Here is a 23227-nt window from a genome sequence, read left to right as displayed (position 1 = left end):
AATACCGTTGCGCCGGTTCAGGCGGTCAGCCCGAGACCACCGTCGACGACGATGACCTGACCATGGATCCAGCCGGCCTCCTTGCGGCAGAGCAGCGCGGCGACGTCGGCGACGTCGTCGACGCCGGTCAGCCGACCGCCAGGGGTGCGGGCGACGATCCGGGTGGCCATCCCTCCCGGGTCGCTGCCCGTCCCCTTGTCGAGCTTGCCGGCGGAGATGGTGTTGACCGTGATGCCCCTCGGTGCGAACTCGACCGCGAGGTAGCGGACAAGACTCTCCAACGCCGCCTTCGCCATGCCAAGGCTGACGTAGCCGGGCACCACCTGACGGGCTCCGCTACTGGAGATGGCGATGATCCGCCCGCTGCCGTCGGGCAGCATCGCCGCGAGCCGTTCGACCCCGTGAAGCAGCGGCCCGAGGGCCACGGCCCGGTCCTCCTCGCACAGCCCGGCCGACGGCTTGCCGGACGGCATCGGGTGGAAGAGCGAGGCGTTGTGGACGAGGACGTCGAGCCGGCCGTGCGTGCGGGTGATCTCGTCGAGAAGCCGGTCGATCTCGTCCGGCCGCCCGATGTCGGCCTTCACCACGTCGATCTTGCCGCCGAGGCCCGTCAGCGCGCGTACGGCCTCCTCGGCGGCGTTGTCGTCGTTCGCATAGTTGAGCAGGACCTCGCAACCGGACGCGCACAGTTTCCGCGCGATGGCGAGGCCGAGCCCCCGCGTGGCGCCGGTCACCAGCACGACCTTGCCGGCCAGGTCCAGCGACGAGTCGATGATCTCCGTCTGCGTGGTCAAGGCGTTCCCCTGTCTGCTTGTGCCACCTCGCGTCCGTTCGGCACCAGGCCGAACCCGCGGAGCAGCGCCGTGGTGCGCTCGAGGTCTTCGAGTGGACCGGTCCCGGCGAGGTACCCATCGGGTCTGATCAGCGCATAGCCGCCGGACGGCGCCCCGAGCGCGCGCCGCAGGGCGCCATCCGCATCGGCCAGGGGATTGGGGCCTGCCCCGTCGACGCCGACCGGTGCGACGGTACGCAGCGCGACGGCATCCCCGTAACGTGCATCCAGCTCCTCGAGCAGCCGCCGCGAGCCGGTGCCGTCCGTGAAGGCCAGCAAGGTCCAGCGGGGGTCCCGGAGCTGGGCGACCAGCTCGCCCCAACCGGTGTGGTCACGCTCCATGCCGCTGGTACAACCGACCCGGTGACCGGATGGCAGCGCACCCCGCTCAGCGGCGGAGTCCCCGCTCAGCGGACTGCCGGCATAGTCCAGGGCGAGTCCGCAGAAGCCCCGAATGATCTTTCCTTCGATCTTGCGCTTGACCGGCTTGAGCCGGTTGAGCAGGCCGAGGCCGACCGGGATCAGCACCGGTGCGAGCGCGGTTCGCAGGGCGACCAGCGCCGTCGCGGTCCGGGTCGAGCCGAGCAGGGTCTTGCCGATCGGCACCCGTTCGGCGCTGTAGCTGTCGAGGAGTTCCTCGGCGGCGTAGCCGCGCACGACATCCGCGAGCTTCCAGGCGAGGTTGTACCCGTCCTGGATTCCGGTGTTCATGCCCTGCCCGGAGGCCGGACTGTGCACGTGTGCGGCGTCGCCGGCCACGAAGCAGCGCCCGACCCGCATCTGCTGGATCATGCGCTGTTGGACGGTGAAGACCGACACCCAGGTCGGCGTGGCGACCTCGACCGGTCGGCGCAGTGCCAGCGAGATCTTGCGGGCCAGGCGCGCACGTACCAATTCCCAGTCCTCGGCGTCGGACACGTCGACGGTGTCGACCGCCCGCCACTTGCCGGGGTCCGGGAACGGCACGAGCAGGATCGTGCCCTTGCCGGTGTGCAGCAGGTGGTTGCTGTTTCGCTGGAGGTCGGCGTCGATGACCACGTCCGCGTTCATCCACGTCTGGGTCGTGTCGCCCAACAGCCGTAGCCCGAGCTGTTTGCGGACGGTGCTGCGGGCACCGTCGGCGCCGACGAGCCAGGGCACGTCGAGCTGCTCGACGCTGCCGTCCCCGCGACCCAGCGACACCGACACGCCATCCTCGGAGGGCTCGAACCGTTGCAGCTCCGTGTCCCACTCGACGGGCACACCGAGCTCCGCCAGGCTCTGCCGAAGCACCTCCTCAGTGATGACCTGGTCCACCATGAGGCTGAACGGGAACCGGGTCGGCAGGTCCGCGTAGTTGGTGTCGAAGCGCACGAGTCGCCGGCCGCGCATGTGCAGGGAGAAGTGCACCACCCGCTGGCCGCGGTGCAGCAGCCGGGGCAGGACCCCCATCTGATCGAAGATCTCCAGCGTCCGGGCGTGGGTCGCCGTCGCTCGGCTCGTCGTCGCCGGGCCCTTGGCCCGTTCCACGATGCGTACCGCGACCCCGCGGCGGGCCAGCTCGTGGGCCACGGTCAGGCCGACCGGACCCGCGCCGGCCACGAGCACGGCCGGCGCCTTCGTCGGATCAGTCACCACCGGCCTCCGCAAATGCCTTGGCCAGTCTCAGCGTCTTCTCGCTGTTCGTGCCGATGGCGTTCTGCAGGAAGGCGCGGGCCGACGCGACCGTCGCGTCCGGACCCAACACGCCGGTGATGGCCGACTCGTTGACCACGATGGTGTGCCGGGACGTGACGAGCACGACCCCGTCGGTCTTTTCGAGGACCCACTCGCCGGTGTGCGCGGTCATGAGCGCGGGCGTGACGAGCTGCTTGTAGACGATGCGCTGGTCCGGGAAGCACACCCGCACCGACTCGGTGGTGTGCACCGATCCGTTGTTGGCCCGGGTATCCATCGCCATGTGCTGGATACCTTCGATGTCCTCCCGCAGGTCCAGCCGGGCCACGTGCGGCAACCGCTCCGGCCACCGCGCCGCCTGATGGAGGAAGTCGTAGGCCAGCTCCATCGGGCCATCGACGGTGACCGAACCGTCAAAGGAGAAGGCCAGCTCGCCGAGGCGGTCCCAACGCTCGGCGACGGCCTTGATGTTGGCCAGCTCGACATCGCTGTTGCGGTCGGTCGCACGTCTGATCCAGGCCACGCCCTCCGGGTCGTCGTCCAATGCGGTGAAGTCGTGGCGGAGAGTAAGCCGCGTGTTGCCATCCGGCCGCGGTGCCGCGAGCCACTCGCCGCCCATCGAGGCGACCGGTGCCGCCGAGACCTCCTGGCGGAACGTGACCCGGTGACCCGCTTCGTCGAGGACCCGGCGGGACGTCCACGTCTTCACCGCATCGTTGGCCGTGGCCCAGATCTGCAGTCGCTCGGTCGTGCCGTCCGTCTCCAGACGCTCGACGTGGATGGTGGGACGGAAATGCTGGGGCCAGGCGACGGCGTCGGCGATGACGCGGTAGACGATGTCCACCGGTGCGTCGACGTCGATCGCGTGCTCGGCATGGTGACGGTTGCTGCTGGACACGGTGCGGCACCCTTCCCTGGCGCGTCGGGCGAAACGAGGTCGGTTCAGTAGCTGCTCAGCCCGCCGCAGACGTTCAACGCCTGCGCGGTGATGGACGCCGCGGTGTCGGTGGCCAGGTAGTCCACGAGCCCGGCGACCTCCTCCGGGGTGGCGTACCGGCCGAGCGGAATCTTGTCCTGGAACTGCTCGAGCACCTCGTCCTCGGTCACGCTCAGGGCGGCGGCGTAGCCCTGACGGACGCGCTGTGCCATCGGTGTCTCGACGTAGCCGGGGCAGACGGCGTTGACCGTCACGCCCGTGCGTGCCAGCTCCTTCGCCAGCGCCTTCGTGAAGCCGATGACGCCCGCCTTCGACGCCGAGTACGGCGAGCCGAGCGGAACCCCCTGCTTGCCGCCGGTCGAGGCGATGTTGATGATCCGTCCCCCGGAGACCCCGGCGAGTCCACCCGTGGTGAGCACCTCGCGGGTCATCAGGAAGACACCGTTGAGGTTCGTGTCGATGACGTCGTACCACAGGTCGTCGGTGATGCTGGCGGTGACGCCACCGCCGCTGCGGCCGGCGTTGTTGACCAGGACGGTGATCGGTCCGAACCGGTCCACCGCCGCGCGGACCACGCGGTGGACCGACTCCCGGGAGCGCACGTCGCCCTCGACTCCGTCGACGTCGAGACCCTGCTCACGCAGACTCTTCACGGTCGAGGCGACGTTCTCGGCGGTCCGGGCGCAGATGAAGACCGGCATCTTCCGTGCGGCCAGCCGTTTCACCACGGCGAGCCCGATACCGCTGGTACCACCGGTGACAAGCGCGACAGGGGCAGGGTGCACAGTGCTCATCAGGATTCCCTTCAGCCGGCGCGTTCGCTCGGTCGGCTGTGAGCCTGTCGGGCACGGCTCGAGTTTCGACCGAACGCCGCTGGAGCGTTCGAGGAGGTCGCCGGCCGGCTTCGGCGCACGCCGTCGGTACCGGGATGCGGTCGCGCTCCAGCGACGCTCGAGGCGCTGGTGCCACCCTCACGTCGGTCTGTTCCACGACGGCGGGAGAAAGAGACCATGTCGCCTACGGATCAATTGGTCGCAAACACCGAGGGCACCGAGCTCTACATCGAGGTGCAGCATTTCTACGGACGCCAGATGCGCCTCCTCGACGAGGCCGAGGTGGAGGCGTGGGCCGCGACGTTCACTGAGGACGGGGTGTTCGCTGCGAACGCCCATCCCGAGCCGGCACGCGGACGCGCGGCCATCGAGGCCGGTGCCCGACAGGCTGCAAGCCAGCTCGCCGCGGAGGGTATCCAACGCCGGCACTGGCTCGGCATGCTCGAGGTGGCGCCACGCGCGGACGGCGCGATCGTCGTACGTTCCTACGCGCTCATCCTCAGCACGAAGCTGGGCGGCCAGGCTGAGGTCCGTCTGAGCTGCACCTGCGACGATGTGCTCGTCCGGAAGGACGGACAGCTGCTGGTCCAGGACCGCCGGGTCTTCCGTGACGATCTTCCCAAGGGCTGAGGCCCCGGGATGACCACGCCATCAGCCCCGACGCCGGCCGACAGCGTCGCCACCGGTCCGGGTCTCGACGTCCTGGGTGACCTGATCGGCGGACCGCGCGTCGACGACCTGCTCCGGCGGGCGGCCGAACGGACGCCGTCCCGGCTCGCGGTGCGGTCCCCGGCCGGCGACCTCACCTACCGCGACCTCGACGAGCGGGTGACCGCCTGCGCGTCGGCCCTGCACCCGGTTGTCGGTGGCCCCGGCGGCGTGGTCGCACTGGCGTTGGCCCTGGATCCGGTGTTTCCCACGGCCTTCTTCGGCATCGTGCGCGCCGGCGGCGTGGCCGCGCTGGTCAACCCGCTGCTACGGGAGGAGGCGCTGGCCCACGTGCTGCGGCTTGCCGGCGCGCGTGCGGTCATCGCCACTCCGGTGATGGCCGAGCGGATCGAGCGGGTCCGCGACCGGATCCCGGAGCTCGACACCATCCTCCTGACGCGTCGACCCTCCGACGTCACGGACGAGTTGTCCGGACTGACCGACCTGGAGGAACTGGTCGGCGCCGCGTCGAGCGCCCCGCCGCCCGCGGCACCGCCCGCCGATCCAGACGCGCTCGCGGTGTTGCAGTTCACCAGCGGCACGACGGGCCTACCCAAGGGGGTGCGGCTGAGCCACCGGAACCTGAGCGTCAACGCGGCGCAGACCGCGCACGCCCACCGGGTGACGTCGACGTCGGTGCTCTTCGACCACCTGCCGACCTTCCACCTCATGCACCTCACCACGCCGATCGCCGCCGGCGCGACGCTGGTGCTCTGGCCGGACGACGACCTCGTCGGCTCGGTCGACGCCGCCGCCGAGTTCGGCGCGACCCACTACTACAGCCTCCCGATGCGCCTGTCGCAGCTGGCTGTCGACCCCCGGCTCCCAGGGCATGGCGTACCGACCCTGGAGGCCGTGCTGTCCGGCGGATCGGGACTGCCAGCACTGGCGACGAACGCGCTCGCCGCACACTTCGGCGTGCCGGTAGTGCAGGGCTACGGGCTGCAGGAGACCTCGCCCCTGACCCACTGCGACAGCCTGGACCGCCCGCGGCTGCGTTCGTGCGGCACGCCGGTGGCCGGCACGGAATGCCGCGTCGTAGACGTGGAGACCCGGGCCGTGCTGCCGGTCGGCGCCAAGGGCGAGATCCAGGTGCGCGGCCCGCAGCTCATGCTCGGCTATCTGGACGGCGGGAACAGCCGCTGCCTCGACCCCGATGAATGGTTCTCCACCGGCGACGTCGGCTACGTCGACACCGACGGTTACCTGTTCCTCGTCGACCGGATCAAGGACGTCTTCAAGTGTGACAACTGGCTGGTCTCGCCCACCGAGATCGAAGACGTCCTGCGTACCCACCCGGCGGTCGCCGACTGCGTGGTCGTCGACGTGCCGGACCCGCACAGCGGAGCGGTCGCCCTCGGCGTTGTGCTCCCGAAGCGTTCCGCCGTCGACCGGCAGGAACTGATCGCGTTCGTCGCCGAACGGCTGCCCTACTACCAGCATCTCCGCGCGGTCGAGTTCGTGGGCGAGATCCAACGTTCCCCGACCGGCAAGGTGCAGCGCCGGGACCTCCGGTCCCGGGTGCTCTCCCAGATGGCAACAACCGACCCAATGGTGTCTCACCGACCAGGAGGAGTTCGCGTGTTCACACTCATCAACCGGTTCACGGTCACCGGCGACACGGACGAGTTCGAGGCCGTGCTCGAAAACCTCACCAACTTCATGATCAAGCAGCCCGGATTCCGTACCCACCGCCTCTACCACTCGGCGAAGGAACCGAAGATCTACGTCGAGATCTCCGAGTGGGACGACCCGAGCGGACACCGGCAGGCGATGGGCAGTGACGAGTTCAAGGGCTTCGTCCAGCAGCTCATGAAGGTCACCACCGCCGACCCGGCGCCCTTCACCATCCTCAAGAGCTACGACGTCGCCGTGGCGAAATAGCCCCGCGGACGGGACAAGGGGGAGGGGCGGCGCCCCCGCCCCCTTGCCCCGTCGGCATGCCTCGAGTAGCTGACCGACGGTGACCGCATGCGACAGGGGCCGGCCACGCTCGCGGCCGGCCCCTGTCACGTCGACTACACCAGGCGCGCCTGCGCGATGTAGTGCGCCGCGGTCTCGTGGTTGTCGAGGTGGTCGTGGTAGCCCGGAATCGCCTCGAACACGTAGGTGGTGGGTTTGCTGACCGGCTCCGCCGTCCGCACCGTCTCCCAGTTGGCCAGCATCTCCTTGACCGGGTAGCCGAACTCGACGGGCGCGCTGGCGAACGCGGGCCCGCTGACGGTCTCCACGACGCTCCAGCCCGCCGACAGCTCGCCACCCGGCTGGTCGTAGACGGGGCGCGACCAGTGCTCGTACTCGTAGAGGTCGACCGCGAACGCCTGCCAGGCGGCGGGGAACCGGGGCACCACCACCTCGCGCCACCACGACCGGACGAACTCCTGCAACACCGGCTGCGAACACAGGCGGCGGAGTCCGGCCGCGATGACCGGCGACTCCGCGATGACCGGCGCCATGTCGTGGAACTCGCTCACGATCGGGTCGCTCGACGCGGCGGCCGCGGCCATCATGCTCTTGATGACCTCCGACTGGGTCATGCCAGCGAGCTGCCGGGCCGGGTCCCAGATGCAGCGGAGAAACTGGTTCTCCCCCATGATGCGCGCCCAGAACATGAACCGCTGCATATCCAGGTTTTCGGCCAGCGTGGAGCTGCGGTTGGCCAGTACGTACTCAAAGTCGTCGTCCTCGCCGCGGATCGTCACGAAGCCGTGCAGCTCCCGGCTCTCCACATAGGACGTGTTTGGCAGCAACAGCATCGGATAGATCGCGATCCGCGACACCTTGGCCGCGAGCTGGTCATAGCCCTCGAAGAACGACTCGACGGTCTCTCCGGGGGCACCCCAGATCAGCTCGGCGTAGCAGTCGAGGTCCTCCTCGCGGAGCCAGTCAACCAGCTCCTCCCACTTGTTGACCTTCATGTTCTTGCGTTGCATGTCGCCGAGCGCCTCGTCAGAGAGCGTCTGCAGGGCCAGGGTGAAGGAGCTCTTGAACCCGTGCGCCTTGAGTTCGCGCACGATGCGGTGGAAGCGGGTCGACTTGTTCTTTGCCCAGCTCGTCTCCAACGCGCGCGGGTACCCGAACCGTTCCCGGGTCTTGATCAGGTCCTCGGTGAACTCCTCGTCGGACTCCAGGAGCCCAAAGTTGGAGTCGCACAACACGATGGTCGGCGCCCCGTGGAAGGCGAAGTAGTCGAGCTCCTCCGCGATCCGTTCCCGGGAAAAGGACCGCATCCGCTGGCCGACCGCGCCGCCCCAGTAGCAGAACGAGCACTTGTACGGGCAACCGCGGTTGGTCTCCATCAGCGCGACGTCGTAGCGGAAGTTGCCGGCGGCGTCGAGCATCGGGAGGGTGCCGGTGAGGAACGGCGACGGCACGATATCCAGATTGTCGATGCGTTCCCGGTCGGGTGTGGTGTGGACGGCGCCGTCCTCCGTGCGGAACGAGATGCCGCCGATCGTCACGGGGTTCAGCTCACGCGGATTGCTCAGCCGGTATTCGACGAGGTCGCGGAAAGTGAACTCACCCTCACCGTTGACCACCACATCGACCTGGGGATACTCGCGGAACACCCGCTCGCCCTGGTTGGCGACGTGGTTGCCGCCGAAGACGACGAGACCGTGTGGGTTGAACTGCTTGAACGTCTCGGCCAAGGTGGCGAAGTTACGGTAGTTCCAGCCCAGGACCGAGAAAGCGATCACATTGGGCACCCGCTCGCCGAACAGCTCCCGCGCCATGTCCGGGAGGCCGACGCCACCACGGAAGTTGCGGATTCGTACGTCCACCTCGCCACCGATGTCCACGTCAGCGTCGAGTGACGCTTTGAGGTAGCCCGCGGCGAGGGGCATGGAGTCCAACGGCATGTCCCAGGCACCTTGTTGAACGATATCGACGGTAAGCACTCGACTCACGCTCCTGATGGGCGTCCGTATGGACGCTCCTGGCCGGACGGGCCTCGATACTCACCAAGCGCGCTCAAGGGCCGGTGGAAGGTGGCTGGACCTCTGCGGCCCGGGCGATCTGCCGCATGAGCTCCGCGTGGTGCAGCGCAGCCCCCTCCCGCTCCGTGCGCCGGGTCGCCGACAGGTCGGTGCCGTCGCCGTCACCCTCGCCGTGACCGCTGTCGCCGTTCAGCACGGCGGACGCGAAGGCGCGCATCGCGCGGCGGTACTGGTCGTCCGCGGGCAGGACGAGCTCCTCCACGCCGTCCTGGCGGTGGATCCGCACGACGGGCCGGTGGTCGGCCGGCGGTGCGAACGCGTGCTCGAGCACGAGCCGGCCGGCGGTTCCCCACAGCTCATAGGATGCGCGGTACGCGTAGTCCATCCCGAACGTGAGGTGCGCGACGACGTCGTCATCGGTGACGAGCAGCGCGGCGCCGGCGATGTCGACACCCAGGTCGGGCTGCCGCCGCAGGGTCGCACCGACGACGCGCAGCCGCGGTCCGAGAATGAGCTCGGCCGCGCGGATCGGGTAGCCGCCAACGTCGAGCAGCGCACCGCCACCGAGCGCGGCCTGGAGGCGGATGTCCCCTTCCGGCCGCTGCGGGATGGTGAACGCGCTGAGGAACGAGCGGGGCTCGCCCACCGCGCCCTCGGCGATGAGCTGCCGGATCGCCGCGTGCTGGGTATGGAAGGGGAACATGTAGTTCTCAATCAGCACCCGTCCCGCCTTCCGGGCCGCGGTGAGCAGCTCCGCCGTCTCCGCGGGATCGGGCGTCAACGGCTTCTCGACGAGGACGTGCTTGCCGGCCCGGAGCGCGGCATGTGCCCACGGCGAGTGCAGCGCCGCCGGAAGGGGCACGTAGACAGCGTCGATGTCGGCTCGATCGAGCAGCCGCTGGTACCCCTCGACCGGCTCGCACCCGAACCGTGCGCCGAACCGGTGCGCCTTGTCGGCGTCCCGGCTCGCGACGGCCACGAGATCGAGGCTCGGCTCGTCCTCGACGGCCGGGAGCGTTCGCCGCCAGGCGATCCCGGCGCAGCCCAGCACACCGAGTCGGACCCTCCCGCGAAGGCTCGTCACCCCGGTCGTCCCAGGGCGCGTCGCAGTTGCGCCCGGACCGGCATCGATGGCCGCAATGTCATGGTCGGTCCGCACGGATCCCTCCACGGTGTGCGCGAGGCTTACGAGGCATCCAACGTCGCGGACACCGTTCGAGACGACGTCGAGCAGTTGTCGGGACGTCCGTCGGTGCGGGCCCACCCGCACCGCCAACGAGCCTTGAGCGTGTCTCGACGGCATCGGCCGACGATCTGGGTCCTGGCGGCGCGGTGGCATCCTGCGCCACCACTTCCGCAGCATGTCACCAGACGTGGGAGGGACCACATGCGGCAGTTCACGATAGAGGACCTCAGGCGGATCATGCGCCAGTGCGCCGGGGAGAGCGACGCGCTGAACCTTGACGGGGACATCCTCGACACGTCGTTCGACGATCTGGGCTACGACTCGCTGGCGCTGCTGGAGACGACCAGCCGCACCTCACAGGAGTTCGCGGTCGAGCTGCCGGAGGACGGGATGGCGAGCGCCACCACGCCGCGACGGCTCCTCGACTTCATCAACGACCAGCTCGCCGCGAAGGCCTGAGCGGGCACTGATGACCGCCGTTGTGGGTGATGCGGCCGTCGGGGCGGCCGAGTGGCAGCTGTGCGCGCACTGCCGCAGTCTCGTCTACCGCAAACGCCTGCAACGCAACCGGAGCGTCTGCCCGGAGTGCGGGCGGCACGAGCGGCTGACCGCCCGGGAGCGGGTCCGGCAGCTCTTCGACGCCGGCTCCGCCACACCGCTCGACTTCCAGGTCGACCCCGGCGACCCGCTGGGGTTCGTCGACACGCGCCCGTATCCGGAGCGGATCCGTTCGGCACAGCGCAAGACGGGTCTCGCCGAGGCGGTGCTGTGCGTGCGCGGCACCATCGGCGGCAGTCCGTTGGTCGCCGCGGTCATGGACTTCGACTTCATGGGCGGAAGCCTGGGCACGGCCGTCGGTGAGCTCGTCACTCGGGCCGCCGAGCACGCGCTGGACCGGCGGATCCCGCTCCTTCTCGTGACCGCGTCGGGTGGCGCGCGGATGCAGGAGGGCGCGCTGGCCCTGATGCAGATGGCGAAGACCAGCCAGGCATTGGCGGAGCTGGACGAAGCCGGGATCCTCACGGTCTCGCTGATCACCGATCCCACGTTCGGCGGGGTAGCCGCGTCGTACGCGACCCTGTGTGACGTCATCGTCATCGAGCCCGGCGCGCGCCTCGGCTTCGCCGGACCCCGGGTGATCGAGCAGACCATCGGGCACGTGCTGCCCACTGGCCTGCAGACCGCGGAGTTCCTGCTCGATCACGGCATGGTCGACATGGTGTGCCCACGCGCCGCGTTGCCGGCCACGCTCGCGCGGATCCTGTCGTTCGGGGTGCGTGACCGCGCCGAGCGCCCCTCCGGAGCCCGGACCGCGCCGCTGGTCCACGACGGCGGGGAGTTGGCGGCGGGTAGCCCGTGGGAGACCGTGCAACAGGCGCGGGATCCGCACCGGCCGACCACGCTCGACTACATCCATGCGATGCTCGAGGACTTCGAGGAGCTGCATGGCGACCGGCTCGCCAGCGACTGCACGTCCGTCGTCGGGGGGCTGGGCCGGCTGGACGACGTCCCGCTCGTCGTCATCGGTAACCAGAAGGGGCACACAGCCACCGAGCTGGCCGCGTGCAACTTCGGCATGGCCACGCCGGCCGGATACCGCAAGGCCGCCCGCTTGATGCGCCTGGCGGCCAAGCTCCGGCTGCCGTTGCTGACGCTGGTCGACACACCCGGCGCCTATCCGGGCCCGGAGGCCGAGGAGCAGGGGCAGGCCGTGGCGATCGCGGACAGCCTCCGGATCATGACCAGGCTCCCGGTGCCGGTGGTCGCGGTCGTGACCGGCGAGGGTGGCAGCGGCGGCGCGCTCGCGATCGCGGTCGCGAACCGGGTGCTCGCCTTCTCCAACGCCGTCTATTCGGTCATCAGCCCCGAGGGGTGCGCCGCGATCCTGTGGAAGGACGCGGCGCAGGCTCCCCGCGCGGCCGAGGCGCTGCGCCTCGAGACGCGGCACCTCCTGGCGCTCGGGATCATCGACGGGGTCATCCCCGAGCCGGAGGGCGGCGCCCAGGCCGACCCCGCGCTGGCCGCCGAGCGGCTGGGCCACGCGGTCAAGAGCACGTTGGACGAGCTTTCCGGGCTCGACGCCCGCCAGCTCATCGCAGAGCGGAGGCTCCGCTTCCGGAGCTTCGGCACCCTGCCACCCGCGTGAAGGGTGGGCACGCACGCGATCGGCGCCCGGTCACAAGTGTGAAGGCGAGGACAGCAGGTGGGGCAGGAAGAGCGAACCGAAGATGGCAACCGTCCGGCATTCCAGGAGCTCTGCCAGCACGCGGTACGGCTGGCGACGGCCACGCCCGTGCCGCCGAGCAGGCTGCTGCTCCGGGCCGACGGGATGACCGTCGAGCTGGAGTGGGCGGCCGCGACCGCGAGCCTCACAACGATCCAGGTCGACCCGCCGACATCGATGTCGCCCGACACGGCGGCGACGGCGGGCACGAGCGGCGCTGACGGCGTCGAATACCTGCGCGCGCCGATGGTGGGCGCGTTCTACCGCGCGCCGGGTCCGGACGCCAAGCCGTTCGTCGAGGAGGGCGACATTGTCGAGGTCGGCCAGCAGATCGGCATTTTGGAGGCGATGAAACTCATGATCCCGGTCGAGGCGGACCGCGCGGCGCACATCGTGGAGGTGATCGCGGTGGACGGAACCATCGTGGAGTTCGGCGAGCCACTCCTCGCCATCGTCCCGCTCGACGCGGCGTGACGCGGGGTCGGAATGTTTGCCAAGGTCCTCATCGCCAACCGGGGCGAGATCGCGCTGCGGATCGCCCGCACCTGCCGTGGTCTCGGCATTCGCACCGTCGCCGTGTATTCCAGCGAGGACGCCGACGCGGCCGTGCTCGGCGTCACCGACGAGGCCGTCCGGATCGGGCCGCCGCCGGCGAAGCGCAGCTACCTCAGCATCCCGGCGATCATCGGCGCCGCCCGACGGACCGGGGCCGACGCGATCCACCCGGGATACGGATTCCTCTCCGAGGACGTGGACTTCGCCGAGGTCTGCACCACCTCGGGCCTGACGTTCATCGGTCCACCCGCGCCGGTCCTGCGCCGACTCGGCGACAAGGCTCTGGCGCGGGCCGCGATGGCGGAGGCGGGGCTGCCGTTGCTGCCCGGCACCGTGGACCCGGTGGAAAGCCTCGCTGAGGCACAGGAGACCGCGCGGGAGATCGGATATCCGGTGATCATCAAGGCCGTCGGTGGTGGCGGTGGGCGCGGGATGCACGTGGCCACGACCGCGGACGAGCTTCCCGGCGCGTACCAGCGCGGCAGGTCGGACGCGCAGGCGTTCTTCGGCAACAGCCAGGTGTTCCTGGAGCGGTACCTGCCCTTCGCCCGCCACGTGGAGGTACAGGTCCTGTGCGACGGCGAGGGCAGAGGGGTGCACCTGGGTGAGCGGGACTGCAGCGTGCAGCGCCGGCACCAGAAACTCATCGAGGAGACGCCCGCTCCGCACCTGCCCGCCCACCTGCTGGACGAGATGAAGCGACTCGCCCTGCACGGTGCGCTGAGCGTCGGGTACGTCGGGTGCTGCACGTTCGAGTTCCTCGTCGACGACCGCGGAGGCTTCTACTTCCTGGAGGTCAACTGCCGGATCCAGGTCGAGCACCCGGTGACCGAGATGGCCACCGGCGTCGACCTGGTCCGCGAGCAGATCCGGGTCGCAGCCGGGTACCCGCTCGGCTTCAAGCAGGAGGACATCGTGCCGCGCGGCGCGGCGATCGAGTGCCGGGTCAACGCCGAGGACCCGGAGCGGGGCTTCGTGCCCACGCCCGGGCTCCTGACCGAGTTCCGGCCGCCCGGTGGCCCGTTCGTCCGCGTCGACACCCACGGCTTCCCCGGCCTGACGATCTCGTCGTCCTACGACTCTTTGCTGGCGAAGGTCGTCGTCTGGGCGCCAGACCGCGACGAGGCGATCGACCGGATGCGCGCCGCGCTCGAAGAATTCCGGGTCGCCGGGGTCAGCACTACGTCCGCCTTCTTGCGGCGGGTCCTCGACGAGCCGGCCTTCCGGCAGGGTCTGCACAGCACTGCACTCGTCGAGGGCATGACCCAGCCCGGCTGACCATCGCGCCTTCCACCTGGATGTTCCGCCACGGCGCAGGGACGCCGTGGCGGAACCGGTCCCGGCGCCGAGAGCGCCGTGGATCACGAGGGATTCCGGAGGTTACTCAGCCACGTGGGGAATTCTGCCGGCCGGGCGTGGTGAACGCCTCGGTCGCAATGCGGATGCCGGCGTTGTTGTAGGCAATCTGACGCAGGATCTTGCCGTAGAGCGGGGTCCGCGACACGAGCGAGGCCATCTTCGGCCGGACCCGCGCCGCCATGCCGGTGGTGGACAGCATTACCTTGCTCTGCGCGACCTGGAACCGCATGACCCGGTCGATGTCCCGCTGCCGGGCCAGGAACGCCCCGAGCCGCGCCGAACTCGGGTCACCTGCCTGCCACGAATCCACGAGGATCGGGTGCAGCACCACGGCGTCCTGGATGGCCAGCATGATGCCCTGCGCACCGATGGGGCTGTGGGTGTGCGCGGCGTCGCCGATGAGCACGAGCCCGTCGCGCACCCACGTTGCGGCGCGCCCCGAGAACACGTCGAGCAGGCTGAGATCCCTGAGGCTGGTGACGTGCTCACGGATCAGCTCGGCGTACGGCGGGACCGCGGCGCCGATGCGCTCCTTGAGGCCGTCCAGCCCTTCCCCGACCACCTCGTTGTAGCGACCGTGCGGGAGCGTCCAGCCGAGTTGGATGGAGTCGGGGACGGAGACGTAGCTGAGCACCGGCTCCCCGCCGGCACGGAAGATGCGCACGTCGCGCGGCGCCTCGCCGGGCACGGGAACCTTGAGCCACAGCACGTCGCGCTCGAAGACGTCCAGCCGGCCGTCTTCGATCCCCGCGAGGCGACGCACCTTCGAGTACCGGCCGTCGGCACCGATGACACAGTGGGCGTTGACGACGAGTTCGCGGTCGGTGATCACGCCGGTGGTACGGCTGCCGTCGCGCAGCAGGGCGGTGACCCGGTTGCCGTCGACGTAGGTGAACTCGTCGAAGCGGCGGCACTGACCGAGCAGTTCCTCCAGCACGTGCCGCTGCGGGATGCTCAGCAGGTAGTTGTACGGCGCGGGTAGTGCCCGATAGTCGCTGTCGAGCAGGACCCGATCGCCGTCCTCCAGCCGGAACCGGTGATGCTCGTGGGCACCTCGCGCCCGAGCGGCGTCGAGCACACCGAGCTCGTCGAGCAGGCTCAGCGCACCCGGTTGCAGGATCTCGCCCCGGTACTCGCGCTCGAAGCTGCGCGAGCGCTCGACGAGCGTGACCCGGGCGCCGGAGCGCACCAGCAGGAGCGCGAGCACCAGGCCGGCCGGGCCGGCGCCGACCACGCAGAAGTCGGTCTCGACGTCAGCCACGGCCGTCCTCGTCCGGCGCGCCGAACCAGGTCGTCAGCGCCTGACGCAGCCCGGTACGGGTCTCCTCCTGCACGGCGTCCAGCGGCGCCGCCCAGACCACGTGCCCGTCGGGGCGCAGCAGCAACGCCTTCACCTCCGGCTTGTCCACCGGATCGGCGGTGACAACCTCGACCCGCCGCGCCCAACCCCCCTGGAGCGCGGAGGCCTCCAGCAGGTCGCCCAGGACCAGCAGCACACCCCGACCCGAGCGGAGCAGCTCGGCGACCCGGCCCCGCCCGTCCGCCGTTCGGATGGCGATGGCGGGGGCGTACCCGCCGACCAATGGATCCGCCTCGTCGGCGGGGTCGAAGGCGTACCGGACGTCCGTGCCGCTGACGAGTCTGGAGAGGAACAGGTTGACCGCGTCGAGCGCGAGCAGTTGCCCGAACAGCTCACGGAGGGGGTTGATGCGCTCGTCGGGATTCATGAGCGCGAGCTGGGCCTGCGTCTCGCGCAGCACCGCCCGCGCGACCGGCTGGCGTTCCCGGGCGTAGGTGTCGAGCAGTCCCTTCGGTGCCCAGCCGTTGACCTCCGCGGCAAGCTTCCAGCCAAGGTTCATGGCGTCCTGGAGGCCGAGGTTCAGTCCCTGCGCGCCGATCGGGAAGTGCACGTGCGCGGCATCACCGGCGAGGAGGATTCGGCCGCTGCGGTACTTCTCCGCGAGACGGGTCGCGTCGGTGAACCGGGACAGCCACTGCGGGTCGCGCAGCCGCACCTCCTGGCCGGTAACCCGCAGGATGCTCTCGCGCAGCTCGTCGAGCGTGACCGGGGCGGTCCGGTCCGCGTGCTCGCGGCCGAATTCGGTCGTCAGCACGCGTGTCGTCGGTGCCTCGAGGGCGACCGCCATCAGCAGGCCGTTCGCCGTACGCATGGTGCCGGGGACGCCGGAGGGCAGCTTTTCCGGCTCCACGATCGTCACGTCGCCGAGGAGCGCGGCCACGGATCCGCCGGTGCCCGGGAACTCGATGCCCGCAAGCTTCCGGACGGTGCTGCCACCGCCGTCACACCCGACCAGGAAGTCCGCCCGCAACTCGTACTCGGTGTCGCCCTCCCGCACCTGGACGGTGACCGTGTCGTCGTCCTGGCGCAGGTCGACGACCTCGTGGCCGCGACGGATCTCGGCGCCGAGTTCCCGGGCGTGGGCCTCGATCAGCCGCTCGGTGCGGGCCTGCGGGATCAGCAACGAGTACGGGTGCTCACTTTCCAGGCCGGCCAGGTTGAGCAACGGCTTGATCCCGGCGAAGTGGGCGCTCGGCCACATCAAGTTGTCCTTGCGGAACCGGTCGAGCAGCCCGCGTGCGTCCAGGATCTCCAGTGTGCGCGGCTGCAACCGGAAGGCGCGCGAGTGCGGGTTGATGTCCGGTCGCTTCTCCAGCACCACCGCGCCCACCCCGGCGAGGCGCAGCTCCGCCGCGAGCAGCAGGCCGACAGGTCCTCCACCAACGACCACGACATCGACCGCCATCGCAACCTCTTTCCCTGGTGACACGTCCGGCCGAGCCTGGCTCGCAGGTCTCAAGGACACGTCGTGGTGTGGTCGAGTCGCCGGCTCAAACCGCCCTCGAAAACACGGCGCTAGCGTCTCGGCCAGCATCCACGGAAGGATCACCCATGGCGTTTCGACTCTTCACCTCGGAATCAGTGACCGAGGGACATCCCGACAAGATCGGGGACCAGATCTCCGACGCCATTCTCGACGCGCTCATCGGCGCGGATCCACGCAGTCGCGTGGCGGTCGAGACGCTTGTCACGACCGGCCAGGTGCACGTGGCCGGTGAGGTCTCGACGTGCGCGTACGCGGACGTCCCGCAGATCGTGCGGGACACGATCCTGGAGATTGGCTACGACTCGTCGAAGAAGGGGTTCGACGGTGCGTCGTGCGGGGTCAGCGTCTCCATCGGGTCGCAGTCGCCGGACATCGCCCAGGGTGTGGACGCGGCGATCGAGGTGCGGGAGGGTTCCGGCACGGATGATCTGGATCTCCAGGGCGCCGGGGACCAGGGCATGATGTTCGGGTTCGCGTGCAGCGAGACGCCCGAGCTGATGCCCTTGCCGATCGCACTGGCGCACCGGTTGGCCCGTCGGTTGGCCGCGGTGCGCAAGGACCACACGATCCCGTACCTGCGGCCGGACGGAAAGACGCAGGTGACGATCGAGTACGACGGGCTGCGCCCGGTTCGATTGCACACCGTGGTGGTGTCGAGCCAGCACGCGCCGGGCATCTCGTTGGAGTCGCTGTTGACCCCGGACGTGCGCAAGCACGTGATCACGCCAGAGCTCGAGGGTCTGGGGTTGGACGCCGAGGGATACCGACTGCTGGTGAATCCGACCGGGCGATTCGAGATCGGTGGTCCGATGGGTGATGCCGGCTTGACCGGGCGGAAGATCATCGTCGACACCTACGGCGGGTACGCCCGGCACGGCGGTGGGGCCTTCTCGGGCAAGGATCCGTCGAAGGTGGACCGCTCCGCGGCGTACGCGATGCGTTGGGTGGCCAAGAACGTGGTGGCCGCCGGGCTGGCCGAGCGCTGCGAGGCGCAGGTGGCGTATGCGATCGGCAAGGCGCACCCGGTGAGCCTGTCCGTGGAGACCTTCGGCACGGAGGTCGTCCCGGTGGAGCGGATCGAGCAGGCGATCGACGAGGTCTTCGACCTGCGTCCGGCGGCGATCATCCGGGATCTGGACCTGCTCAAGCCGGTGTACCGGCAGACCGCCGCCTACGGTCACTTCGGTCGGGAGCTGCCCGACTTCGCCTGGGAGCGGACGGACCGGATCGCCGAGCTCAAGTCCATCGCACTCTGAGAGGCACTCATGACGACCATCGCACTGCCCGAAACGGTCTCGCCTGATACGAACCGCGACTTCAAGGTGGCCGACCTTTCCCTGGCGGCCTTCGGGCGTAAGGAAATCGAGCTCGCCGAGCACGAGATGCCCGGCCTGATGGCGATCCGCCGTGAGTTCGCCGCCGCGCAGCCGCTGCGTGGCGCGCGGATCACGGGTTCGCTGCACATGACGATCCAGACCGCGGTGCTGATCGAGACCCTGACCGCGCTGGGTGCACGAGTGCGCTGGGCCAGTTGCAACATCTTCTCCACCCAGGACCACGCGGCCGCCGCGGTCGCCGTCGGCCCGGACGGCACGCCGGAGCGGCCGTCCGGGATTCCGGTGTACGCCTGGAAGGACGAGACGCTGGAGGAGTACTGGTGGTGCACCGAGCAGGCGCTGCGGTGGCCGGCCGGGTGCGGCCCGAACATGATCCTCGACGACGGCGGTGACGCCACGCTGCTGGTGCACAAGGGCGCCGAGTTCGAGCACGCCGGCGTGGTCCCCGCACCGGACGCCGCCGACTCGGAGGAGTACGCGGTCATCCTCGGCGTGCTGAAACGGTCGTTGCGGGAGGACAACGGTCGCTGGACCCGGGTCGCGGCCGGAATCAGGGGCGTGACCGAGGAGACCACCACGGGGGTGCACCGGCTGTACGAGATGCAGCGGGCCAAGACACTGCTGTTCCCGGCGATCAATGTCAACGACTCGGTGACGAAGTCGAAGTTCGACAACCGGTACGGCTGCCGGCACTCCCTCGTCGATGGCCTCAACCGGGCCACCGACGTACTGATTGGTGGGAAGGTCGCGGTCGTGTTCGGCTACGGCGACGTGGGCAAGGGCTGCGCGGAGTCGTTGCGAGGCCAGGGCGCCCGGGTCATCGTGACCGAGGTCGACCCGATCTGCGCCTTGCAGGCGGCAATGGACGGCTACCAGGTCGCCACCATCGACGACGTCGTCGCGACCGCGGACATCTTCGTCACCGCGACCGGCTGCCTGGATGTGATCACCGCCGAGCACATGGCGCGAATGAAACACCAGGCCATCGTCGGTAACATCGGCCACTTCGACAACGAGATCGACATGGCTGGCCTGGCCAGACGCTCCGACGTCACCCGGATCACCATCAAGCCGCAGGTCGACGAGTGGAAGTTCGACGACGGCCACTCGATCATCGTGCTGTCCGAGGGCCGGCTGCTCAACCTCGGCAACGCCACCGGACACCCGTCGTTCGTCATGTCCAACAGCTTTGCCAACCAGGTCATCGCGCAGATCGAACTGTTCACCAAGCGCGAGCAGTACTCGACCGGCGTCCACACCCTGCCCAAGCACCTCGACGAGAGGGTCGCCCGCCTGCACCTCGACGCCCTCGGCGTCAGGCTCACCGAGCTGACCAGAAAGCAGGCCGACTACCTCGGCATCCCCGTCGAAGGCCCGTACAAGGCAGACCACTACCGGTATTAGGCGGTGATCGGAATGCAGATCGTGGCGATCACAGGCTCCATAGCCACCGACCATCTCATGCGCTTTCCCGGCAGGTTCGCCGACCAGATCGTCGCCGACAAGTTGGCGACCGTCTCGCTGTCGTTCCTCGTGGACGACCTCGTCGTACGGCGGGGCGGTGTGGCTGCCAACATCGCCTACGGGATGGGGCAGCTCGGACGGCGCCCCGTCGTCGTCGGCGCGGTGGGACTCGACTTCGCCGAATACCGCGCGTGGCTGGAGCGGCACGGCGTCGACTGCGACCACGTCCAGGTGAGCAGCTCCGCGCACACCGCCCGGTTCGTCTGCACCACCGACGAGGTCATGTGCCAGATCGCCTCCTTCTACCCGGGTGCGATGCGGGAGGCCGCCTCCATCGATCTCGCGGCCGTCGCCCGCCGTACCGGCCGCCCGGATCTGGTCGTGATCGGCACTGACGATCCCGCGGCGATGCTGCGGCACGCGGCGACCTGCCGTCGGGAGGGGTGGCGGTTCGCCGCCGACCCGTCCCAGCAGTTGGCCATCATGCCCGGTGAGGATGTGCTGGAATGCATCCGCGGCGCCGAGTACCTGCTCACCAACGAATACGAGGCGCACCTTCTCGCGTCGAAGACCGGCCTGTCGCAGGAGGCCCTGGCCGATCTGGTCGACGTCAGGGTGACGACGCTCGGTGAGCGCGGAGTGCACATCACCGAGCGGGGCTGCGCGCCGAGGCAGGTCCCCGCCGTTGTGGTGTCCGAGCCGGTCGACCCGACCGGGGTCGGCGACGCCTTCCGCGCCGGTTTCTTCACCGGTCTGGCCTGGGGGCTGTCACTGCGGGAGGCCGCACAGGTCGGCTGCCTCCTCGCCGCTTACACCCTGGAGACGGACGGCGCCCAGGAGTACGTGGTGGAGCCGGACCTCTTCTGCGCCCGACTGGCCGTGACCTACGGCGACGCCGACGCGATCAGAGTGCGCGACGCGTGGACGGGCTCGTCCCCACGGCAGACCCCGGATCTGGTCGGTGGTCGACACGAGTAGGCCGGTGTCGCTTGACTTCCTACATCGTAGAACTACTCTACTTCGTAGAGATTTCTACGGTGTAGGAGGAGTCAGTCATGGCGACGCTCGGGCGCTGGTGCTTACGGCACAGGTACGTCGTGATCCTGATCTGGGTCGCGGTTCTCGGCGGTCTCGGCGTGTCCAACAGCGCCGTCGGAAGTGCGTACAACGACACCTTCTCCCTGCCTGGGACCGAGTCGACCAAGGCGCTGGACCTGCTGCAGCACTCCTTCCCGGCGACATCCGGTGACACGATCACCGTGGTATGGCACAGCACCAACGGCTCGGTCGAGGATCAGGCCGTACGTGACCGCATGACGTCGACGCTCCAACGTATCGACGACTCGGCGCACGTCTCCGGCGTGATGAGCCCGTACGGCGAGCTCGGCGGCACGCAGATCAGCGGCGACAAGAAGACGGCATACGCGCTGGTCAACTTCGATGACCAGGCGAACCAGCTGCCCACCAAGGTCTTCACCGACATCATCGAGATCGGCGAGGACGCCCGCACCGACGGCCTCCAAGTGGAGCTGGGCGGCATCGCCATCCAGGCGAGCGAGCAGGGGCCGTCCTTCGGGGCCGAGCTGTATGTCGGGCTCATCGCCGCAGCCGTCGTACTCTTCCTCGCATTCGGCTCGCTCGCCTCGATGTTCCTGCCGCTGCTCACCGCGATCGTCGCGCTCGGCGCCGCACTCTTCACCGTCGGAGTGCTCAGCCACGCCATGACGATCGGCACCACGGCGCCCACCCTCGCCGCTCTCATTGGGCTCGGTGTCGGCGTCGACTACGCGTTGTTCATCGTGACGCGGCACCGCAACGGCATCAAGGCCGGACGTACCCCCGATGAGTCGATCGGCAACGCGCTGAACAGCTCGGGCCGCGCGGTCCTGTTCGCCGGCGGGACCGTCGTCGTGGCCCTGCTCGGCCTCTTCGTCCTTGACATCGCGTTCATCAGTGGCATGGCGGTCGGCGCGGCGGTCACCGTCGCGTTCACCGTGGCGGCGTCCTTCACCCTGCTGCCTGCGATGCTCGGCGTCATCGGCACCCGGGTGCTCAGCCGGCGGGAGCGCAAGCGGCTCGCCGAGTTGGGCCCGAAGGTCGACAACGGGGGCCGCTACTGGACGCGGTTCTCCGGCTTCGTGCGTCGCCGCCCCGCTCTCCTGGCTCTGTTCTCGCTGGCCGTCATGGCGGTACTCATCATCCCGTTCTTCTCGCTCCGGCTCGGCGCCGCTGATCAAGGCAATCTCCCCGAGGAGACGACGGCCCGCCGCTCCTACGACCTGCTCGCGCAGGGCTTCGGGCCCGGCTTCAACGGTCCGCTGCTGCTGGTCGCCCAACTGCCGCCGGGTGGCGGTGGTGACGCCACCCTGCAGACGCTCGCCGACCGGGTCAAGGCGACCCCGGGCATCGCCGCGGTCAGCGTGCCGATTCCCAACGAAGCCGGCACGACGGCCATCCTGCAGGCGATCCCGACCACCGCACCGCAGGACGAGGCGACCACCAAGACGATCGCCAGGCTCCGGGACGACGTGATCCCGTCGGTCACCCAGGGCACCGGGGTAACCGTCCACGTCGGCGGCCTGACCGCGATTTTCGACGACTTCGCGGAGGTGTTCGCCGACAAGCTGCCGCTGTTCATCACGGTCATTGTGGGGCTCGGCTGTCTGCTGCTGCTCATCGCGTTCCGCAGCATCGTCGTGCCGCTCACCGCCGCCGCGATGAACCTGCTCGCCGCCGGAGCCTCGTTCGGTGTGGTGATCGCGGTCTTCCAGTGGGGTTGGGACATCAACCTCATCACCATCGGCAGAGAGGGGCCGATCGAGTCCTACCTGCCGGCGCTGATGCTGGCCGTCCTCTTCGGACTCTCGATGGACTACCAGGTGTTCCTCGTGAGCCGGATCCACGAGGAGTGGGTCAACACGCGGGACAACGGCCGGGCCGTCCAGGTGGGGCAGGCCGAAACCGGGCGGATCATCACCGCCGCCGCGACCATCATGATCCTGGTGTTCGGCTCCACCGGTCTCGGCGACGAGCGGACCTTCTCCGAGTTCGGCATCGGGCTCGCGGTCGCGGTCGCGCTGGACGCGTTCATCCTGCGCACGTTCCTGGTGCCCGCGGTGATGCATCTCCTGGGACGGTCCAACTGGTGGCTGCCCGGCTGGCTCGACCGGATCCTGCCGCACGCGTCGATCGACCCGCCTGACGACTACCGGACCTCGGCACCGTCGAATCTGCAGACCACCGCCAAGTAGGGGCTGGCAGCGGCCCGAACTCGTACGCACGCTGAGCCCCGCCCGAGCCGATCGGCTCGACCGAGTTCGGCGCCAGCGCGCTGACGAGCTGTGCGTCCTCG

General features: G+C 69.4%; 18 protein-coding genes. 10 read left to right on the top strand and 8 right to left on the bottom strand.

Going from position 1 to position 23227, the window contains the following annotated elements:
• Positions 1-17: 17 nt before the first annotated feature.
• Genes ABZ807_RS16745 through ABZ807_RS16730 form a run of 4 tightly spaced genes read right to left on the bottom strand, consistent with a single transcriptional unit; the run spans position 18 to position 4219 of the window.
• Complete coding sequence (locus tag ABZ807_RS16745) at positions 18-794, bottom strand: SDR family oxidoreductase (protein WP_357157960.1); 777 nt, start codon at positions 792-794, stop codon at positions 18-20.
• On the bottom strand, positions 791-2446 hold the full coding sequence (locus tag ABZ807_RS16740) for an FAD-dependent oxidoreductase (protein WP_357157955.1): 1656 nt from the start codon (positions 2444-2446) through the stop codon (positions 791-793). Before ABZ807_RS16740 ends, ABZ807_RS16745 begins: the two co-directional genes overlap by 4 nt.
• Complete coding sequence (locus ABZ807_RS16735) at positions 2439-3386, bottom strand: aromatase/cyclase (RefSeq protein WP_357157952.1); 948 nt, start codon at positions 3384-3386, stop codon at positions 2439-2441. Before ABZ807_RS16735 ends, ABZ807_RS16740 begins: the two co-directional genes overlap by 8 nt.
• Before the next feature lie 44 nt (positions 3387-3430).
• Positions 3431-4219 (bottom strand): SDR family NAD(P)-dependent oxidoreductase, encoded by a 789-nt coding sequence (locus tag ABZ807_RS16730; protein WP_357157949.1) that lies wholly within the window; start codon positions 4217-4219, stop codon positions 3431-3433.
• A 216-nt stretch (positions 4220-4435) separates the two neighbouring features.
• Between ABZ807_RS16730 and ABZ807_RS16725 the strand changes: the two genes are divergently transcribed.
• Together ABZ807_RS16725 and ABZ807_RS16720 are read left to right on the top strand one after the other, a co-directional pair.
• Entirely contained in the window at positions 4436-4888 is a 453-nt protein-coding gene (locus ABZ807_RS16725; protein WP_357157946.1) for a nuclear transport factor 2 family protein, read from the top strand.
• Positions 4889-4897: 9 nt separating this feature from the next.
• Positions 4898-6850, top strand: coding sequence for an AMP-binding protein (locus tag ABZ807_RS16720; RefSeq protein WP_357157943.1), 1953 nt, complete (start codon positions 4898-4900; stop codon positions 6848-6850).
• A gap of 134 nt (positions 6851-6984) precedes the next feature.
• Here ABZ807_RS16720 and ABZ807_RS16715 read toward each other — a convergent pair whose 3' ends face one another.
• A complete protein-coding gene (locus ABZ807_RS16715) occupies positions 6985-8865 on the bottom strand; it encodes a KedN5 family methylcobalamin-dependent radical SAM C-methyltransferase (protein WP_357157940.1) in 1881 nt (626 codons plus the stop codon).
• Positions 8866-8938: 73 nt separating this feature from the next.
• On the bottom strand, positions 8939-9988 hold the full coding sequence (locus ABZ807_RS16710) for a Gfo/Idh/MocA family oxidoreductase (RefSeq protein ID WP_357157937.1): 1050 nt from the start codon (positions 9986-9988) through the stop codon (positions 8939-8941).
• A gap of 303 nt (positions 9989-10291) precedes the next feature.
• Here ABZ807_RS16710 and ABZ807_RS16705 point away from each other — a divergent pair, with 303 nt between their 5' ends.
• The 4 genes from ABZ807_RS16705 to ABZ807_RS16690 all read left to right on the top strand — a co-directional run bounded on the left by ABZ807_RS16705 (position 10292) and on the right by ABZ807_RS16690 (position 14147).
• Complete coding sequence (locus ABZ807_RS16705) at positions 10292-10549, top strand: acyl carrier protein (protein WP_357099705.1); 258 nt, start codon at positions 10292-10294, stop codon at positions 10547-10549.
• 10 nt (positions 10550-10559) lie between these two features.
• On the top strand, positions 10560-12236 hold the full coding sequence (locus ABZ807_RS16700) for an acetyl-CoA carboxylase carboxyltransferase subunit alpha (protein WP_357157934.1): 1677 nt from the start codon (positions 10560-10562) through the stop codon (positions 12234-12236).
• A 183-nt stretch (positions 12237-12419) separates the two neighbouring features.
• Positions 12420-12788 carry a biotin/lipoyl-containing protein gene (locus ABZ807_RS16695; RefSeq protein ID WP_357157931.1) on the top strand — a complete coding sequence of 123 codons (369 nt, stop codon included), beginning with the start codon at positions 12420-12422 and terminating at the stop codon, positions 12786-12788.
• A 12-nt stretch (positions 12789-12800) separates the two neighbouring features.
• Positions 12801-14147, top strand: a complete 1347-nt coding sequence (locus ABZ807_RS16690) for an acetyl-CoA carboxylase biotin carboxylase subunit (RefSeq protein WP_357157928.1) — start codon at positions 12801-12803, stop codon at positions 14145-14147.
• A 106-nt stretch (positions 14148-14253) separates the two neighbouring features.
• On the opposite strand, the gene ABZ807_RS16685 is transcribed toward ABZ807_RS16690, so the two are convergent.
• Both ABZ807_RS16685 and ABZ807_RS16680 read right to left on the bottom strand, forming a co-directional pair.
• A complete protein-coding gene (locus tag ABZ807_RS16685; protein ID WP_357157925.1) occupies positions 14254-15489 on the bottom strand; it encodes an FAD-dependent monooxygenase in 1236 nt (411 codons plus the stop codon).
• Positions 15482-16993 (bottom strand): FAD-dependent monooxygenase, encoded by a 1512-nt coding sequence (locus ABZ807_RS16680; RefSeq protein ID WP_357157923.1) that lies wholly within the window; start codon positions 16991-16993, stop codon positions 15482-15484. The genes ABZ807_RS16685 and ABZ807_RS16680 overlap by 8 nt, the downstream gene beginning before the upstream one ends.
• 146 nt (positions 16994-17139) lie before the next feature.
• On the opposite strand from ABZ807_RS16680, the gene metK reads away from it, so the two are divergent.
• The 4 genes from metK (at position 17140) to ABZ807_RS16660 (ending at position 23126) form a co-directional block, all read left to right on the top strand.
• Positions 17140-18330 (top strand): methionine adenosyltransferase, encoded by a 1191-nt coding sequence (gene metK / locus ABZ807_RS16675; protein WP_357157921.1) that lies wholly within the window; start codon positions 17140-17142, stop codon positions 18328-18330.
• A gap of 9 nt (positions 18331-18339) precedes the next feature.
• Positions 18340-19815, top strand: a complete 1476-nt coding sequence (ahcY, locus tag ABZ807_RS16670) for an adenosylhomocysteinase (protein ID WP_357157919.1) — start codon at positions 18340-18342, stop codon at positions 19813-19815.
• A gap of 12 nt (positions 19816-19827) precedes the next feature.
• A complete protein-coding gene (locus ABZ807_RS16665) occupies positions 19828-20853 on the top strand; it encodes a carbohydrate kinase family protein (protein WP_357157917.1) in 1026 nt (341 codons plus the stop codon).
• Positions 20854-20930: 77 nt separating this feature from the next.
• Positions 20931-23126: an MMPL family transporter gene (locus ABZ807_RS16660; protein ID WP_357157915.1), complete on the top strand. Its 2196-nt coding sequence runs from the start codon at positions 20931-20933 to the stop codon at positions 23124-23126.
• The last annotated feature ends 101 nt before the right edge of the window (positions 23127-23227 follow it).

Source organism: Micromonospora sp. NPDC047548 (assembly GCF_040642975.1).
GTDB lineage: Bacteria > Actinomycetota > Actinomycetes > Mycobacteriales > Micromonosporaceae > Micromonospora.
This window is presented reverse-complemented; position numbering and strand designations above follow the sequence as displayed.

Coding starts and splice junctions, on each gene's coding strand:
- ABZ807_RS16730 (WP_357157949.1), bottom strand. CDS start 4,219: ATGAGCACTGTGCACCCTGCCCCTGTCGCGCTTGTCACCGGTGGTACC.
- ahcY (WP_357157919.1), top strand. CDS start 18,340: ATGACGACCATCGCACTGCCCGAAACGGTCTCGCCTGATACGAACCGC.
- ABZ807_RS16725 (WP_357157946.1), top strand. CDS start 4,436: ATGTCGCCTACGGATCAATTGGTCGCAAACACCGAGGGCACCGAGCTC.
- ABZ807_RS16705 (WP_357099705.1), top strand. CDS start 10,292: ATGCGGCAGTTCACGATAGAGGACCTCAGGCGGATCATGCGCCAGTGC.
- ABZ807_RS16695 (WP_357157931.1), top strand. CDS start 12,420: ATGACCGTCGAGCTGGAGTGGGCGGCCGCGACCGCGAGCCTCACAACG.
- ABZ807_RS16700 (WP_357157934.1), top strand. CDS start 10,560: ATGACCGCCGTTGTGGGTGATGCGGCCGTCGGGGCGGCCGAGTGGCAG.
- ABZ807_RS16690 (WP_357157928.1), top strand. CDS start 12,801: ATGTTTGCCAAGGTCCTCATCGCCAACCGGGGCGAGATCGCGCTGCGG.
- ABZ807_RS16720 (WP_357157943.1), top strand. CDS start 4,898: ATGACCACGCCATCAGCCCCGACGCCGGCCGACAGCGTCGCCACCGGT.
- metK (WP_357157921.1), top strand. CDS start 17,140: ATGGCGTTTCGACTCTTCACCTCGGAATCAGTGACCGAGGGACATCCC.
- ABZ807_RS16680 (WP_357157923.1), bottom strand. CDS start 16,993: ATGGCGGTCGATGTCGTGGTCGTTGGTGGAGGACCTGTCGGCCTGCTG.
- ABZ807_RS16660 (WP_357157915.1), top strand. CDS start 20,931: ATGGCGACGCTCGGGCGCTGGTGCTTACGGCACAGGTACGTCGTGATC.
- ABZ807_RS16665 (WP_357157917.1), top strand. CDS start 19,828: ATGCAGATCGTGGCGATCACAGGCTCCATAGCCACCGACCATCTCATG.